This window comes from Spirosoma migulaei, from assembly GCF_054776855.1.
Genome location: NZ_BAAHBG010000010.1, coordinates 263781 through 280297 on the forward strand (window position 1 = coordinate 263781; position 16517 = coordinate 280297).

13 protein-coding genes are annotated in these 16517 nt (G+C 48.9%); 5 read left to right on the top strand and 8 right to left on the bottom strand.

Features of this window, described 5'->3' with window-relative positions; translation table 11 throughout:
* Positions 1-194 precede the first annotated feature (194 nt).
* The gene (locus tag ACYVGO_RS11695) at positions 195-1517 is read left to right on the top strand and encodes a DEAD/DEAH box helicase (protein ID WP_460969415.1); all 1323 of its coding nucleotides are present in this window, start codon (positions 195-197) and stop codon (positions 1515-1517) included.
* A 145-nt stretch (positions 1518-1662) separates the two neighbouring features.
* On the opposite strand, the gene ACYVGO_RS11700 is transcribed toward ACYVGO_RS11695, so the two are convergent.
* From ACYVGO_RS11700 to pdxR, 6 genes are all read right to left on the bottom strand, one after another.
* Positions 1663-3186 carry an FG-GAP repeat domain-containing protein gene (locus ACYVGO_RS11700; protein ID WP_460969416.1) on the bottom strand — a complete coding sequence of 508 codons (1524 nt, stop codon included), beginning with the start codon at positions 3184-3186 and terminating at the stop codon, positions 1663-1665.
* Between the two features lie 93 nt (positions 3187-3279).
* Positions 3280-5085, bottom strand: a complete 1806-nt coding sequence (locus ACYVGO_RS11705) for a RagB/SusD family nutrient uptake outer membrane protein (protein ID WP_460969417.1) — start codon at positions 5083-5085, stop codon at positions 3280-3282.
* 19 nt (positions 5086-5104) lie between these two features.
* Positions 5105-8737, bottom strand: a complete 3633-nt coding sequence (locus tag ACYVGO_RS11710) for a SusC/RagA family TonB-linked outer membrane protein (protein WP_460969418.1) — start codon at positions 8735-8737, stop codon at positions 5105-5107.
* Between the two features lie 199 nt (positions 8738-8936).
* Positions 8937-10043 carry a FecR family protein gene (locus tag ACYVGO_RS11715; RefSeq protein ID WP_460969419.1) on the bottom strand — a complete coding sequence of 369 codons (1107 nt, stop codon included), beginning with the start codon at positions 10041-10043 and terminating at the stop codon, positions 8937-8939.
* A 204-nt stretch (positions 10044-10247) separates the two neighbouring features.
* Positions 10248-10850, bottom strand: a complete 603-nt coding sequence (locus tag ACYVGO_RS11720; protein WP_460969420.1) for an RNA polymerase sigma factor — start codon at positions 10848-10850, stop codon at positions 10248-10250.
* Between the two features lie 288 nt (positions 10851-11138).
* On the bottom strand, positions 11139-12605 hold the full coding sequence (pdxR, locus tag ACYVGO_RS11725; protein ID WP_460969421.1) for a MocR-like pyridoxine biosynthesis transcription factor PdxR: 1467 nt from the start codon (positions 12603-12605) through the stop codon (positions 11139-11141).
* Between the two features lie 83 nt (positions 12606-12688).
* On the opposite strand from pdxR, the gene ACYVGO_RS11730 reads away from it, so the two are divergent.
* Positions 12689-13132, top strand: coding sequence for a carboxymuconolactone decarboxylase family protein (locus ACYVGO_RS11730; protein ID WP_460969422.1), 444 nt, complete (start codon positions 12689-12691; stop codon positions 13130-13132).
* Between the two features lie 108 nt (positions 13133-13240).
* The gene (locus ACYVGO_RS11735) at positions 13241-13669 is read left to right on the top strand and encodes a cupin domain-containing protein (protein ID WP_460969423.1); all 429 of its coding nucleotides are present in this window, start codon (positions 13241-13243) and stop codon (positions 13667-13669) included.
* A gap of 15 nt (positions 13670-13684) precedes the next feature.
* Here ACYVGO_RS11735 and ACYVGO_RS11740 read toward each other — a convergent pair whose 3' ends face one another.
* Positions 13685-15001 carry an MFS transporter gene (locus ACYVGO_RS11740; RefSeq protein ID WP_460969424.1) on the bottom strand — a complete coding sequence of 439 codons (1317 nt, stop codon included), beginning with the start codon at positions 14999-15001 and terminating at the stop codon, positions 13685-13687.
* Positions 15002-15075: 74 nt separating this feature from the next.
* Here ACYVGO_RS11740 and ACYVGO_RS11745 point away from each other — a divergent pair, with 74 nt between their 5' ends.
* Positions 15076-15312 (top strand): hypothetical protein, encoded by a 237-nt coding sequence (locus tag ACYVGO_RS11745; protein ID WP_460969425.1) that lies wholly within the window; start codon positions 15076-15078, stop codon positions 15310-15312.
* A 293-nt stretch (positions 15313-15605) separates the two neighbouring features.
* Entirely contained in the window at positions 15606-15908 is a 303-nt protein-coding gene (locus tag ACYVGO_RS11750) for a hypothetical protein (protein WP_142771392.1), read from the top strand.
* A gap of 124 nt (positions 15909-16032) precedes the next feature.
* Here ACYVGO_RS11750 and ACYVGO_RS11755 read toward each other — a convergent pair whose 3' ends face one another.
* Positions 16033-16464 (bottom strand): VOC family protein, encoded by a 432-nt coding sequence (locus ACYVGO_RS11755; protein WP_460969426.1) that lies wholly within the window; start codon positions 16462-16464, stop codon positions 16033-16035.
* Positions 16465-16517: the final 53 nt, after the last annotated feature.

Here is a 16517-nt window from a genome sequence, read left to right on the forward strand (position 1 = left end):
TACCAATCTACGAAGGTACGGCTATTCCCCGAACTCAGTCAGGAAAACGTGCAGATACCCACACCCCCAACCCCCTGAAGGGGGCTTAGTTCACTGGGGAGAAAAGCCCCCTTCAGGGGGTTGGGGGTATTTCAAGCAATCCTGTCCAAAAACGAAACGGATGCAACCCGGCCATTTTGCTGTACTTTTAGGGCATGATAAGTCCGCAACAACAAGCACAAGTTCTGGAAAGTCTCGGCATTTCGGCGTTAAAACCGATGCAGGAAGCTGCCCAGAAAGCCATTTTACAGGATAACGATACGTTTTTGATAGCACCAACGGGTTCTGGCAAAACGATTGCCTTCCTGTTACCCGTTCTCCAATTGCTCAAACCAAACCGGAACGAGGTGCAATGCCTGATTCTGGCCCCCACCCGTGAACTGGCAATGCAGATTGAGCAGGTTTGGAAGAAAATGGCAACGGGCTACAAAGTCAATGTGTGCTATGGGGGCCATCCGATGGAAACCGAAATCAAAAATCTGAGCAATCCCCCTGCCCTATTGATTGGCACGCCCGGACGCATTACGGATCACATTGGTCGGAAAACCTTTTCTATGGACGGCATTCATACGCTGGTTCTGGACGAGTTCGACAAGTCATTGGAGCTGGGGTTCCAGGAAGAAATGGCGTATATCATCAGTGGCTTACGTAACCTCCGAAAACGGGTACTTGTCTCAGCTACGTCGGGCATCAACATTCCTGACTTTGTTAAGCTCAACACCCCTACAACCCTGACGTTTACGCCCGACGAAGACGTAGCGACTAACCTAACCGTTAAACTGGTCTATTCAGAAGCCAAAGATAAAATCGAGACGCTGTTTCAATTGCTGTGCTCGCTGAATTCGGAATCGGCGTTGATCTTCTGCAACCATCGGGATGCCGCCGAACGAACCAGCGCCTTGCTAAACGAAATGGGCATTTATTCGACCTTCTACCACGGCGGCATGGAGCAGGACGATCGGGAACGGGCGTTAATTCTGTTCCGAAACGGCAGCGTCACCTTCCTGATCACCACCGATCTGGCGGCTCGCGGGCTGGATATTCCCGAAATGAAACACGTAATCCATTACCATTTGCCGCCACATGCCCACGAGTTTGTACACCGCAACGGCCGGACGGCACGTATGCAGACATCTGGAACGGCTTATGTGATTCTGCACCGCGATGAACCACGCCCCCCCTATCTGGATAGATCGCTCGGAACGTTAGTGCTTCCAACCAACACATCGCTCCCCAAAGCGCCTGAATTTGTAACGATTTACATCAGTGGTGGCAAGAAGAATAAACTCAACAAGGTCGATATCGTTGGTTTTTTCTCCCAGAAAGGGCAACTTGAAAAAGGGGATTTAGGGTTGATCGAGGTGAAGGATTTCATCTCCTTTGCCGCTGTAAAAAAAGCAAAAGTCGATGCTTTTTTGAATCGGATAAAAGACGAGAAAATGAAAGGGAAGAAGTACAAAATTGAGGTGGCGCGCTGATGATGGCGCGAACGTCTACGTTCGTGCTGATTATTCTCCGGCCTCTGGCCGGAAGCAAGTAATCGCAAATCGGCCAGAGGCCGGGGAATAGCCGACACAAACGTCTACATTCGTGCCATCCTGTTCTACGTTCGCGCCATCGCAGCTAACGAACCTTGTTCTCCAGTACAATCAGCGGCAAATACCCGTTCCAATTCGGTTTAAACCCAACTTCATTCAAAAATCCCTGCGAGTAATTCCCCAAAACGATATCCAGATCGCCGTCGTGATCCACATCGTTTGCATCCATGCAAATCCAGCGGCCGTAAGGGTGCACAGGAACTGCGTGAGGTGTAAAATCCAGTAATTTTTTCTGCTCGAAATAAATGAACGTTTCGGCAGGAGTATGTTGAAGATCACCGAAAAAGGCAATAGTAGCCAGATCCAGATCGCCATCCTGATCAAAGTCGGTGGCAACGGCTTTGGTGCAGCCGTTGATTGGGTAAAAGTAAGTCTGCTCATAGCGGTTATTGCCTTTGTTGATGAAGATATAAACGCCGTGAAACCGCTTCAGAACTCGCGAATAATCGCTGTTGTCGCCACAGGTATACAGAATATCCAAACGCCCATCTTTATTGAAATCAACTAATTGAAAGCTGGTGGACCCGTAAACGGGTGGAAATTTGAGCAGATTTCGATCAGTAAACCCGCTCTGCTGGTCGTTGGTAAATAGCCAGATGCCCTCGTCGGCATGTGCGAAGAGGGCCATAAAATCGAGCCAGCCGTCGTTGTTAAAATCGCCCGTAATGACCTGGGTAGCACCCGGAACTTCCTTAATAACCTGCTTGTCGAACTGATGGTCGGGTCGCTGCTTTAACCAGTACAAGCCTCCCGCATTATGGCCAAATCCACAGACGATATAGTCTGTCAGGCCATCATGATTGAAATCGCCGGGTGTTGATTGGATAGGGCGAGGCAGTTGCTTTGCCAGCGTGGCAGGCGGAATATTATTGGATTTATCCAGTCCAATTTCCACAACTTCGCCACTAGGCTGATCGACGGCGAGCATGGTTCCGATACACGTTAGCAAGGCCCGATGAGAACCGCCAGTATGCATAAAGTCAGCCTGAACGGCGGGCGAATTTAGCCGTCGTACCAGCGTTGGTTTTAGTGCCGAACTCCATTGGTATAGCCCGGCCGTAGCTTCATTGCTGGTATAAATCTGCCCGCTTACCGAGTCCACGGCAACCATTGTCGTGGTGGCAAGTTCCGTTTTGATTTCGGCCGGTTTCACTAGTTTAAAAATCGACCAATCGTTAACCAGGGGCGTCGGTGGTGTTGATTTAATCGGCTTCGCAGGTGCCAGTTTTTCATAGTAAGCCACCAGCTTCGTCCAGTTCTCAAACGAAATGGTGGCCTTTGGCGACGGGTAATAGTGGGTTTTCTGCCAGACCTCCAATCCTAGTTTCGTAGCCATTTCGGGCAAAACATGCTTGCTCCAGGTTTCTTTATCGAGTGCATCAGGCGCAACAGGCAGATGGCAAGAACCGCAATATTGTTTCGCTAATTTTTCCCCCTCCGCAGCAACCGGGTCTTTTGTTGTCGTTGATTCCGTGCTGGACTGGCAACTAGCAAAGCTTACCAAAGCCAGGAAACCGAAATAATAAGTGAGAAAAGATAGTCTTCGCATTTGAGTAAATACTTGCGTAAACGAACCGCGCCAGTTTATTACCAACAAAAAGAGGCAGCCCAAAGACTGCCTCTTTTTAGATTTTTAAAACCCTTAATTATACCCCGGATTCTGCGTCAATGACGACTTGCCACTAGACGTACTCAAGTCGATTTGCCGTTGTGGGATTGGGAAATAATCGTTTTTGCCAGCCGTAAAGTGGCCACCCCGAATATCCGTCGTTATGGTACTTTCGTAGGAAAAGAAGGCATTCAACGTTGCTTCGGCCGTTCCCCAGCGAACCAGGTCAAAGAAGCGGTGGCCTTCCATGGCTAACTCCAGCTTACGCTCGAAGTAAATAGCTTTCAACGCGCCGTCTTTGCCCAGCCCAGCGAATTTACCTGCTGGATATACCGCCATCTTATAATTGGCAGCGGGTGTTGTTGTGTAACCCGATAGAGGTGCGGCATCATTGGCGTATTTGTATACGAAGTTGACCGGATTAGCGGCCCGTGCCCGTACCAGATTAACGTATGTTTGTGCCTGATCCAGATTACCCAGTTGAGCCTCCGTTTCGGCAGCCATCAGCAGTACATCGGCATAGCGAATCAAATTCAGGTTGATAGCCGTACCGGGTGCCCAGGAGTGGTTATCCGAATATTGGTCCTGTGTAGCCTGCATGTAAATATTCTTCTTCGGCGAATACGGACCAGCGTAGGTCTGGCCTGGGCTCCGAATCCAGTCGGCACCAGGGTGATTACCCCAATCCAGATACGGGATGCCCCGACGACCAATGGTCCAGTCAATCCGGGGGTCCAGATTATCGGCATCGGGTGTAAACGCCTGCGTTGACGCAACGCCCTGGTCGTTTTTTACGGGATGGCTGTTGTAATCATCCAGATACGGTAAGCCCGTCGCATCGGTGCGGTACGAATTGGCCAAATCCTGCGATGGCTGGAAGAAGCCGCAGCAACGGAATGGGCTATTACCATAGGGGAAATTCAGCATGTCGCCCTGGTTTGCATTGGCAATCGTACCCGTTCCGTCGTTGGCCACCATCTGAATCGCAAAAACCGACTCTGAGTTATTTTCGGTAGCTGCATCGAAATTGTCATGGTATTTGGTCACCAGCGCATATTTCAACCCATTACTGGTAACCCCCGAACTAATAACCTGATCGAACAGCGTTTTGGCGGCTGCGTATTTATGCTCATACAGATAAGCCTTGGCTAGATAGGTCACTGCTGCCCACTTATTTACCCGACCCATATCAGACTGAGTGGCGGGCAGATTATCCACCGCGTACTGCAAATCAGCCTCGATTTTTGGCCAGATATCCACGTTGTTAGGTTGGGAACTGGCAGCCGTTGTTTCTATGGTTTCATCAATCCACGGAACGTTATTGAATAGCTTCTTCAACTCAAAATAATAGTGCGCCCGCAGGAAACGAGCCTGAGCCGTAAAGCTGGTCCGTTTGGCATCGGAAACACTCGTCGCCTGTGCCAGAACCCGTAAGGTGGAGTTCGTCCGGTTTACGCCTTCATACACGGTCCGCCATTTTCCGTTAAAAAAACCGTTGCTGGGATCGGACGTAAATTTGGCGATAGCATCAATAGCAGGCTGATCGCTACCATCGCTGCCTTTATGTGCGTCGCCACCGGCAATACTGCCGTAGGTCCAGTTGCTGGGTGATGCCTGCCAGGCATCTGAGCCACTCAGGTTCAAGGCCGACCCGTTATTATATTGGCCGTCCAGAGCGGCATAAGCACCTGTCAGCAAGGCATCTACCCCCGCTTCAGTGGCTAGCGTCTGGTCACTCAGGGCACCCTGGGCAGGTATCTCAAGACTATCTTTACAGGAATCAAGCGTCAAACTAACAGCCGTAACCGCCAGAATAGCTATATAGTGTTGTATTTTCATTAGTTGTCGAGTTAGTACGTTAGAATGTCACATTCAAACCAAATAGGAACTGGCGCTGATTCGGATAAACGCCTTCATCGATACCAAACGAGGTAGTGTTCGAGAACGACTGGTTCAAGCTGCCCCCCGAACTGTTGTTCGTATTGGCCGTTGTCCCAATTTCAGGGTCCAGGCCCGAGTATTTGGTGATGGTGAACAGGTTAGCCGATTGCACGTATACCCGCAGACGCTCAATGCCCAGCTTCTTCAGCGTATTGGCCGGAAGTGTATACCCGATCTGTGCGTTTTTAGCCCGTAGATACGACCCGTTCTCTACGAAATACGAGTTGGGCACGTTGGCCGAACTGAACGAGCCAACCGTTTCCTGAATGGGTGCTTTTGCATTATGATTTTCGGGCGTCCAGGAATCATACAAAGCCGTCTGGCTCTTGGCACCCTGGAAGTTGGCGTTGAAATCGGTCCACCAGCGAACGTTGTTCCAGATATCGTTGCCCTGCGTTCCGTAGAAGAAAATGCTAAAGTCAAATTTCTTGTAGGTAGCGCCCAGATTCAGACCATAGCTAAATTTCGGGTTCGGGTTGCCCAGATACGTCCGGTCAGCATCGGTAATTTGTCCATCGCCGTTTGTGTCGGCATAGCGGAAACGACCAACGGCTACGTCACTCTGGTATACGGCCGCCGAATTACCCGTCTTTTGCTGCGCCTGTGCATTGGCGGCATCGATCTCTTCCTGCGAATTCCAGAAGCCAGCGGTTTTGTAACCGAAGAACTGCCCGATAGAATGGCCAACTGAGTTACGAACAATGTAACTACCATTGAACCGGCGACCTTCCTGATCGAAATAGTCGATACCATCGGCCAGCGACACAATCTTGTTGTTATAACTCGTGAATGTAGCGGTTGCGGTCAGTTTCAGATCACTCGTCACATTGATCGCAGTCGAAGCGGCAATATCGAGGCCGTGGTTACGCATTTTAGCGACGTTCACTGCGGGCGCAGTACCCAATCCGGCCGTTCCTGCCAGTTCGAGCGTGTACAGCAGATCACGCACTTCTTTGTTGTAATAATCAACCGTCAGATCGAGTTTACCTTTCCACAAACTGGCATCAAAACCGATGTTGGCGTTGATATTTTTCTCCCAGCGAGCGTCGGGATTACCGATCCGCGTCCGTTGAAAGCCCAATGTATTGGCCGAATTCGAGCCGTTGATAGCGTAGTAAGACGACGTTCTATCGCCACCATAAGTAGTGTAGGCATTGGCTGGATCTACGTTCAACTGGTTACCCATGATCCCGTAGCCACCCCGGATTTTCAAATCATTCAGCCAGGTAATACCGCGCATGAAGTCTTCCTGCGACACACGCCAGCCCGCACTCACCGCCGGGAACCAGCCGTATTGATAGTTCAGGAAGCGAGACGAGCCATCCCGACGAATGGTAGCGCCAAACAGGTACTTGTCCTTCAACGAATAATCGACCCGGCCAATCAGCGAGAACAGTGCGTCTGCGTAGTAATTGCTATAGTTTGTTGGCGTTCCCGACCCCGTTGAGAGATTCGTAAAGTTCGGATCGAAGGAGAAATAACCCTGCGTTGTACCGCCTACGTTACGGCCCTGGTTCTTATACGCTTCGGTACCAACCAGCACTTTCAGATCGTGCGTGTTATTGAAATTATGCTGGTACTGCACCGTGTTGGTCCAGGTCCAGTTCGACCCATTGAACGTGTTCTCCGTGTACGAGTTGGTCGTTGTATTCTCCTGATTCTCATAGGTTGGATAGGTAAACGAATGAAAATTTCCCATGAAGATCTCACCACCGAAGCTGGTCCGGGCCGTGAAGTCTTTTAGGAAGTCAACCTCAGCGTACATGTTTCCGAACAGACGGTTATTCAGACCCTTGTTATTCGCGGTCCGTTGTTGAACCGCAACGGGGTTGTTCGAATTACCAAGTCCTTGTCCATACCCACCGGCGTAGTTCCCGGCAATATCATAGACCGGGATAATGGTCTGCTCCCGGAAGGCATAGCCAATGGCACTTCCTTCCTGCAAAGCATTCACGCGTGGGTTATCAGACACCGAGAAGGCAATATTTTCGCCCACCCGGATGTTTTCCCGGATGTTATATTGGCTGTTCGACCGGATCGTGTATCGCTTCAGATAGGTATTGATCAAGGTACCCTGCTGATTGAAATAGTTGAACGAGAACAGGTAATTCCCTTGTGGGCCACCACCGCTAACGGCCAGGTTCTGGCTCATGATCGGAGCCGCTTTGAAGATCTCGTGGAACCAGTCCGTCCCTGTTTTGTTGGCCCGTGTAATCCGGTAGAACGAGTTGTACTGATCAGCGCTGTTGTAGGTTGGGTTTACATTATACAACGCAGGATTTACGGACGGATCGCCTTCTTTGGCTCCCTGTGGCGAAATGTAGTCGGGCAATACAGGCGTGGTGCCACTTCCGTACAGCGGGTCGTTGATAGCTACATTCGGATTGGCGTTTCGCAGTGCATTGAATTTTAGTTGCGCTGTTTCCTGCGGGTTGAGCAGATTCCATACATTCCCTCCTTTCGGAATTTGGGTTCCGTAGTAGGAATCGTACTGAACTTTTACCTTACCATTTCCACGACGGGTTGTAATGATAATGACACCGTTAGCCGCCCTAGAACCGTAGATCGAGGCCGAACCCGCATCTTTCAACACCTGCATCGAGGCTACGTCGTTAGGGTTAATGTCGTTGATGTTCTGCGTGGGTACACCATCCACAACGTACAATGGCTGGTTATTGCCGAAGGTATTTAAGCCCCGGATACGAACCTGTGGAGCCTCGCCGGGTTGTCCTGATCCAAGCACCGTAACCCCGGAAGCACGCCCCTGCAACTGATTGGTAATCTGCGAGGTAGGCTGTGTCTGAAGTTCGGCCACGTTTACAACGGCGACAGCACCGGTCAGGTCTTTTTTCCGTTGCGTACCATAGCCAACCACCACCACTTCGCTCAGCGATTTCACATCCGAAGCCAGTTTAATATCGGGCAGGGTGGTGCGGTTGTTGATGGCGATTTCCTGCGATGTATAGCTGATCGACGAAATTACCAGCGTTCCATTACCGTCGGGTACGTTCAGCGAGAACTTACCATCGGCATCGGTTGCGGTACCCACATTGCTCGTCCCTTTGAGCAAAATGGTAGCACCTGGCAAGCCAGCGCCGTTTTCATCGAGAACCCGGCCCGTGACGGTGATAGGCGGAACGGGTTTTTCGACGTTTGGGCCGCTTCCAGATTGCACCTGCGATGCATTAGCTACCCGTTTCAAAATAATTGTCTTGCCACCTACTTCATACGAAATAGCCGCGGGGCCCAGCACCCGATCGAGCACATCGGAGAGTTTTTCATTCGTAAACGTAAGCGCGCCGATGCGTTGCTGGGTGAAAATGCGTGGGTTATACATGAACTTCACATCGGCCTCCTGACCAATGCGACTAATTGCCTGTTCAACGGTCAGATTAGCGAGTTGAAGACTCACGCGTCGATTAAGTAATTCCTGACCATACGTATCATGCGCCCGTGCCATTGAAGCAACCGTTGTTACCGCAAAAAACAGGTAAAAACTGACTCGCATAATTTTGAGCAGCCTATGCTGCATTTGTATTGGAATTGTCATACTTTTGAATTGTTTGTCGGTTTAGATCGGCAATAAAATTCCCTTACCCCGTCAAAGGGGGCGCTTTTTTCGAAGAGAGCATGTAGGGATTGACTCTGGAGTCAGTGATGTTGGCGCATTGCTGACTCTTTTTTGTGGAGGTACTGCACGTTTTTCAGGACATAGGCTAAGAAATGGGTTGAGTAATTTTATTGTAAATTCATTGACATCCTTTGCTGCTAATTAATATTTTTCCATCCATCTGCTCGTGCTGAGCATCCAGGGTCTGGCAAATCATATTGAGCTTTTCAAATAGCGGTTCATCGTCCAGCGAGGCCGTCAGGTAGCAATTTTTCATCACCTCCGCATCGAAAACAATCTCCACGCCGTAGGCTCTTTCCAGCGATGCAAAAACCTCGGTAACGGGCGTATTGGCAAACTCGAACATCGACCGTTGAATGGGCATATCCAGCAACGTTGGCGAATCGACCAGAGACCGTAATAAACGATTCTCTTCCCGGTCAAATAGCACCCGCTGATTTGGTGTCAGGACTAAGCCGATCAGTTGTTTTGATTGCTGTTTTTCAAGACGTTCCTTATCAGATCGTGTAAAAACAGACACCTTCCCTGTTTTTACGATCACGTTCACAGACTCTTTCCCGTCGGCCCGAACAGTGAAGCTGGTTCCTAATACTTTCGTGATCAGGTTATCGGCGTAGACAAAAAATGGCTTTTCTGGATCTTTAGCAACTTCAAAAAAGGCTTCACCGGTCAGGTAAACTTCCCGTTTTATATGTTGATTGAATCGCTTTGGGTAACTGATACGGCTATTGGGCTGGAGTAGTACCGAACTGCCATCGGAGAGCATGACCAGATGACTCCGGTTGGAGGTATTGACAACTTCGTCCAGGGAGTCTTCAGCCGTAGCAACAAGTTGCTGGTAAATCTGTGCCGACGGATTTTCGATTTGCTGATTATGCTGCCAGCTAAACCAGGTTACGCCGAGCAGTACCACAGCAGCTGCAGCCCATCGCCAGACTGGCATTTGATACCAAACTACCGGCTGACTGAATGGCGCTGGTTCGGTAGCGTCCATAATCTGCCGGATATTTTGCCGAACTTTCGAAGAAGGCAGAACAAACGTATCACCCTGAATGGCCTTCAGGGTTTCCTGTGCTTTTTTGAAGGTAGCCGCTTTGTCGGGATACCGATACGGAAACTCATCCCATTCCTGCGCCAGTTCGGGGGAAGCTTTACCTAACAGCCATTGCCGAAAGGTCTCGTCCTCCAGAAAATCTCCTAGCTCGGAATGATTAAATGTTTTCATCAAAAAACGCTACTTATCTACCCCTATATTCAGACAATTAGCGGGGGTGAAAAATATACCCTCTGTTTTTAACTTTTTTTTAGATTCTTTTTGACCAATTGAGGAAATGACCGGTGATAGAGCACAAAGAAATTGGCTTCCTTTTACTCGATTACATTGATAATCAAGATCAATAGAATCCAAAGAATCTATGCTAGCCAACGACTAAAAAAAGCACCAAAACAACATGGAAATGGTAAAATCCTGCCAGTGTTCGCGTAGATACGTAAGGGCTTTATGCAGGTGGTTAGATACTGACTGGCGGTTGATGTTCATGATCTGGGCAATATGATCAACATCGATTCCTTCGAAATAACGCAGGTACAACGCTTCCTGCTGGCGAACGGGCAACTGGTTAATGGCTTCCTTGATTTTGTGAACTGTTAGCTGTTCTTTTTCCAGGAAGAAAAGTGCATCCTGAAAATTCTGCTCGCTGGCCATGTCAGCGGCTTCATCCTCCGAAACCCAGCCCCGGCGATAAACGCGCTGTAGTTCCAAAAGCATCTTGTGCCGAAAAGACTTAAACAGGTATTTTCGAATTGAATCCGTAGCGCTCAGGGACAAGCGCTTCTCCCAGAGGTAGACAAACAGATCGTGGAGACAGTCTTCAATTAGCCCGACGTCTTTGGTAAATCGGGTACCGAACCGGAACAAACTGTTGTAATTGGTAGCAATAATCTGCTCAAACGCTTCCCGGTCTCCTTCTCTGAATCGTTGCCAGAGTTGCTGATCGGAAGGATAATCGGTTAACGTAGCGGCCTCAATCATGAAAATAACGCTGATGAATTTTAAAACTACAAATATTTCAAACTGATGCCACTTTAGTTGCAAAAAGAGCCGTTTATGTATCTGTTGGCACTTTTCTGTAGTACTATTCAAACAATTACTATACGTTTTGATACATGTATTTGTTGCAAAGATGCAGAGGTAATCTGGCGCGTTAAGATTACTCTGACGCGAGCACTTACCCGTGCCTTTTTATATAGCCAGCCTTCGCTTGCGTCAGTGAATACTGACTTCATTAACAGGCACGAGCAAATGCTCGCGCCAGCCCCCTCATAAACAATTCACCAGAATGTCCAATGCCTTATCCTGCTCGCTCAGGGTAAGCGAGGCAAAGCCCAATCGGGCAGAGTTGTAGTTTGTCTGGCCGGTATTGTACCGCTGGCCATCGCTCATGATCAATCCTTTCTGATATGCCTTTGCAGAAACCTGCCGAAGATCGCTATCGGTAAATTTCGTCCAGATGGCCATACCTCCATCCGGTATTTTGAACGAAACCCGTTCCCCCAGCCGATCCGTTAATAAAGAACAAAAATGGTCTCTTCGCTCGCGATAGAGGTTCACGACTTTCCGAATGTGCCGCCCGATGGTTCCGTTTCGATACAATTCAGCAATGGCGATTTCCATCATACTGTCACCCTGCCGGTCGATGGCCATCCGTAAATTAGCAACAGCTCGAACAAAGTTTTCGGGTGCAACGATGAAGCCAACCCGAACGGCCGGAACAAGGGTTTTACTGAGTGTTCCGATGTAGATAACGCTGCCGTGGTGGTCGAGGCTGGCCATGGGCTGCACGGGGTTGCTGGTGTAATGGAAATCGTAGTCATAATCGTCTTCAACGATAGCAAACTTGTAAGTAGCCGCTAACTCGAGGAGTCGAATCCGCCGTTCGGGAGGTAGCGTTACGGTGGTTGGGTGATGGTGATGCGGGATTACGTACAGCAACCGGATTCGTTTCTTTTCGCAAAGCTGTTCTACTACGTCGATGTCAATTCCGAACTCATCCACAGGCACCCGATTGATATGGGCACCTGCCTGCTGAAATGTTAGGGTAGCGGCAAAATAACTCGACTCCCCTACAATTACCTGATCGCCCGGTTTGAGCAAGAGTTGGGCCGTCAGGTAAATACCCATCTGCGCCCCTCGCGTAATCATGACATTAGCGGCTGAAATAGGCAAGCCTCTGGTTTCCCGTAAAAATCCAGCCAGGGTTTCGCGTAGGTAGTCGGTTCCTTCCGGTCGGCCATACATGTGATATTTACGGAAAGCAGTTTGTCGGCCCAGGCTTCTTAATTCGCGGAGAAGTAGTTCATTGGGCACCAGTCGTGTATCAGGAAATCCATCGTTGATAATTAGCCTGGTAGAATCAGGAATAACGGGGTCCGGAAACGCTCCTGGGCGATTTTCCGGGATGGCGAAAATCGTCTTTTCAGGGTACAGCAAAACGGGCTCACCCTGCTTTAGCTTTTTTGGCTTGATCTCGGGCAAGTCCTGCACCACGAAGGTTCCCTTGCGGGTAATCATCTCGATCCACCCTTGCGCCATCAGTTCGTCGTAAGCAGCCACGATCGTTTTTCGGTGAACCGTTAGCGCTTCGGCCAACTCACGGGAGCCCGGCAATTTCGATCCACTCCGCAACTGTCCCCGGCGAATTTGCTGGATAATTGCATTGACGACCTGCAAATAAATCGCGATGTCAGCACCTTTGTCGACCTGAATAAAATCCTTTAACGAGGGCATAGCTGGACTACCTTATTTCTAATATCTGGACTAATACAGTAGGCCAGGAAAGATAGATATTTGTCGTAATAAAACTACAGTTTATGAAAGCCAGAATGCCCCTCAAAGAGGTTGAGCCCCGAGTTTACAAAGCAATGCTGGAAGCAGAAAAACAGGTAGCGTCATTCGACCTTGACCCTAAATTGGCGCAATTGATTAAAATGCGCGTGTCGCAGTTGAACGGCTGTGGCTATTGCCTCAACATGCACGGAAAAGAAGCTCGCCAACTTGGCGAAACCGAACAACGATTGTATACCCTAAGTGCCTGGTGGGAAACACCGTTCTTCACCGAAGTCGAGCAGGCCGTTTTGCGACTCACCGAAGAATTGACGCAGCTAACCAACAAGGGTGTATCCGACCAGGTATATGACCACGTCGTACGTCTGCTTGGCGAACAGAAACTAGCTCAGCTAATCCTGGCCATTATCACCATTAATAGTTGGAATCGAATTGCCATCGCCACGCACATGGTGGCGGATCAGGATTGATCATTGTTTTTTAACCACAGAGGCACAGAGAACACAGAGTAGTTTGAGGAAATAAATCTCTGTGTTCTCTGTGCCTCTGTGTTCATAAATCCTCTCCTTAACTTTCAAATGAAAACACTACTTATTTCCTGCGCCATACTGGCGAGTTCGCTATCGGGCCAGCTCTTTGCTCAACATGAACATGCAGCTACCAGTAGCAGCCCCATGAAGGTCAGTCGAACCATTATTCTCCAACAGCTACTGGCCGAAAAAGGCATTGACAATCGGGAAGGCCAGATGCTAATTGTGGATTACCCACCCAACAGTTCATCTCCCGCTCACCGCCACCCCTGCCCAACGTTTGGCTATATACTGGAAGGTGAAATCGAGTCTATTTTTGAAGGCAAGACCCATGTGTACAAGAAAGGGGACTCCTTTTATGAATTTACCAATGGGTTACACAGCTCAGCCCGCAACACGAGTTCTACAGTCCCAGCCAAACTATTGGTCTTCTTCCTGGCCGAACCAGGTAAACCCACGTCGGTACCCGAGAAATAAGATGTTAAGGCCTGTTTACTCGTCAACAGCCTGCGGTTCGGCCTGCTTTTGGTAGTTTCCTAAAAGCGTGTCATAGGCTTTGGACTTCATGGCGATGATCGTAATAATAAGGCCGATCAATCCAGTAACGGTAAACAACAGGGCGAGCCCTCTATCCTTGCCCGTCCCGAACCAGGAACCTATCAGGTCCACACCAGCTCCGGTCGTCATGAACGGAATAAATATGAGTTGTGCAATGGGGCCAATCATAAACGCGGTTATTGGTGCGGCCGCCTGTTCAATACTCTGCGCAAAGCCAAACACCCGCCCCTGCCGTTCTGGTGTAATCAGCTTTTGCAGGATCGTTTGCTCGGCGGCTTCAACTACCGGAATCAAACATAGGTAAATGAACATGCCCACTGCCAGCAGAATGACAGACGCCTGAATCGTGAAGAAAACGCAGATCGTCCACATGGCGATGTTAGCGAGAAACAAGGTCCGCAGTGGCTGTTTCCCAAGCCCTTTTTTCGATACGATCAGCCCACCGATAATAAATCCCAGGCTCAAAACGCCCCACAAAACACCCCAGGTCTGAACCGTTACCAATGACAGGCCGTAGGCATCCATCAGCGACATAAAAACCCCACCCAGAAAGTTGTTGAAAGTGTTAAAAAAGATAAGCGCAAAAAGTCCTGGCACGAGGTTGATCGCCTTGATCGTTCCCCGAATATCGATGCGTTTGGTATGCTCTTCGGTATGGATAATCCCTTTTTCGGGGATCGACAACAACCACACATGAATCAGCACCAGCGCGGTTAGCCCAATGGCGATGATCAGCATCCAGAAAATGCCCAGAAAGCCAATGATCAGGCCGCTGAAAATCGATGAAACGAGAAAGGAAACGCCGTTTGTGGTGCCAACCATCCCGTTTGCTTTGTCCCGGCCCTCCTCAGGTATCAGAACCGTTACGAGTGTTGAGAGCGCGATGCTCCGTATATTTCCGGCAATGGCTCCTACCAGCGAGAGGACTATAAACACCCAGAGAACTGGGCTTTCCGGGTCCTTGAAGACTTTCTCTGGCGTCGAGATGAAAATGATAAACGAGAGCCCGTATAAAACGAGGGAGCCAAGACTCGAAACGATCATCGAAATCTTCTTCTTGTACCGATCCACCAGCGAACCCAGAAAGAAGCCGGACAGCGCGACCGTACCCGAATAGACACCCGCCATCAGCGACGTAGCTACTACTGACTTCGTCTCCAGGTAAACCCAGAAGGTAACGGCAAACCAAACGAGGTTATTGGTTAGGGAGGCAACCAGTGAGTTGGCTAAAATGGCGTAAAATCGGTTCATCAAGAGTTTTAGTCCGTAGGATAATACAATAAAACCCAGTGGGTTCAGATAAGTTCTGCTTAAAAAGCTATACTATGAAACGATTCAACTTACCGCTACAAGCAGGAAGCCGGGCCATTGGTCAGGTGGCTGTGGGTCGATGGGCAGTGGGAGCGCTTGCCGTTGGTGCGGTAGCTGTGGGTGCCTTGGCCATTGGCGCTCTGGCCATCGGTCAGTTTCGCATTGGCCGGGGATATATCCACAAATTACGCATTGGTGAACTGGAAGTAGATAAGTTAATTATCCGCAGCCAGGATCCAGCGAATAAGTGATTGATAAACACTTTTGTTTCATTCCATGTGGGCCAGCCATCTTCTCATAGATGGCTGGCCTGCTGCGTTTTCTAAAACCGACAACTACGTTGATACAACTGTTAATTCTATCTACAATTAATATCTAGATAGAATAACGTCTTCATAATCAAATTTTTACAACATTTTGTTACTAGAAATTCCATAAAACCAGTGCGCTCCCTGATACTATTTCACTAAAATCCGTCTAAGGTTGTACACATCGAGACTAGCAATGCAAAACTCAGTATCAACCGTTAACTTTCTAAAGTATTATGGACCCAAATGCACAGATCCTCATTGAAGAGCATGAATCCCTTCGGACCAGAATTAAGAATCTGATCAGCCGATTATATCGGGAAAATGTAAAGAATCACAGGGGCGAGGTAATGCCTGAAGTATCGCTGACCGAAGAATGGGAATATGAAGGTCAGGAATTTAATGCGATTACTGAACAGGGCCTGGCGATCATCGTTGACGAAAAGGTCGATGAACTGTTTACGTGGGACGATCTGGAAACCGAATCACTCATTGAGGTCGTGCATATTCTGGAAGACAAAGAATTTGCTGACTGTTAGCCCTTTATCAGTAAGTCGTTGATATACTAACTAATACCCCAAAAAGCAACCAGCATCTTTCCATACCTTCTTAAGAAACGCCCCCGACCAGTGTCTTGGCCGGGGGCGTTTTTTTACACGTTTATCAGGCACCTACCTCGGCAACGGGCTGCTCCTGATTGATAGCACTGGGGTCCATATACATAACTTCCCACAGGTGGCCATCCAGATCTTCAAAACCGTGGCCGTACATAAAGCCCTGGTCCTCTGGCTCGTTAGGTGTTGTTGCCCCAGCGGCTACTGCTTTACGCACCAGATCGTCAACCGCTTCCCGGTTTTCGGCAGAGAGACAGATGATAGCTTCGGTCACATTTCTGGTATCTGCAATTTCTTTCCGGGTAAATGTTTTGAAGTACTTCTCCACCAATAGCATCACAAAAATATCCTCGCTGATAATCATACAGGTAGCGTTCTCATTGGTGAACTGAGCATTGAAACTATAACCTAGCTGAGTGAAAAACTCGATGGATTTGTTAAGGTCTTTAACGGGCAGATTTAAAAAGATCTTCGTAGCCATAAGTAGTTGTTGTTTAATGATTTACACTACAAAAATACGAAACACCAGGCAAC

Excerpts from the sequence above, each read along its gene's own strand:
- ACYVGO_RS11715 (WP_460969419.1), bottom strand. The coding sequence starts at position 10,043 with ATGAAAACATTTAATCATTCCGAGCTAGGAGATTTTCTGGAGGACGAG.
- pdxR (WP_460969421.1), bottom strand. The coding sequence starts at position 12,605 with ATGCCCTCGTTAAAGGATTTTATTCAGGTCGACAAAGGTGCTGACATC.
- ACYVGO_RS11735 (WP_460969423.1), top strand. The coding sequence starts at position 13,241 with ATGAAAACACTACTTATTTCCTGCGCCATACTGGCGAGTTCGCTATCG.
- ACYVGO_RS11720 (WP_460969420.1), bottom strand. The coding sequence starts at position 10,850 with ATGATTGAGGCCGCTACGTTAACCGATTATCCTTCCGATCAGCAACTC.
- ACYVGO_RS11750 (WP_142771392.1), top strand. The coding sequence starts at position 15,606 with ATGGACCCAAATGCACAGATCCTCATTGAAGAGCATGAATCCCTTCGG.
- ACYVGO_RS11730 (WP_460969422.1), top strand. The coding sequence starts at position 12,689 with ATGAAAGCCAGAATGCCCCTCAAAGAGGTTGAGCCCCGAGTTTACAAA.
- ACYVGO_RS11700 (WP_460969416.1), bottom strand. The coding sequence starts at position 3,186 with ATGCGAAGACTATCTTTTCTCACTTATTATTTCGGTTTCCTGGCTTTG.
- ACYVGO_RS11695 (WP_460969415.1), top strand. The coding sequence starts at position 195 with ATGATAAGTCCGCAACAACAAGCACAAGTTCTGGAAAGTCTCGGCATT.
- ACYVGO_RS11710 (WP_460969418.1), bottom strand. The coding sequence starts at position 8,737 with ATGACAATTCCAATACAAATGCAGCATAGGCTGCTCAAAATTATGCGA.
- ACYVGO_RS11745 (WP_460969425.1), top strand. The coding sequence starts at position 15,076 with ATGAAACGATTCAACTTACCGCTACAAGCAGGAAGCCGGGCCATTGGT.
- ACYVGO_RS11755 (WP_460969426.1), bottom strand. The coding sequence starts at position 16,464 with ATGGCTACGAAGATCTTTTTAAATCTGCCCGTTAAAGACCTTAACAAA.
- ACYVGO_RS11705 (WP_460969417.1), bottom strand. The coding sequence starts at position 5,085 with ATGAAAATACAACACTATATAGCTATTCTGGCGGTTACGGCTGTTAGT.
- ACYVGO_RS11740 (WP_460969424.1), bottom strand. The coding sequence starts at position 15,001 with ATGAACCGATTTTACGCCATTTTAGCCAACTCACTGGTTGCCTCCCTA.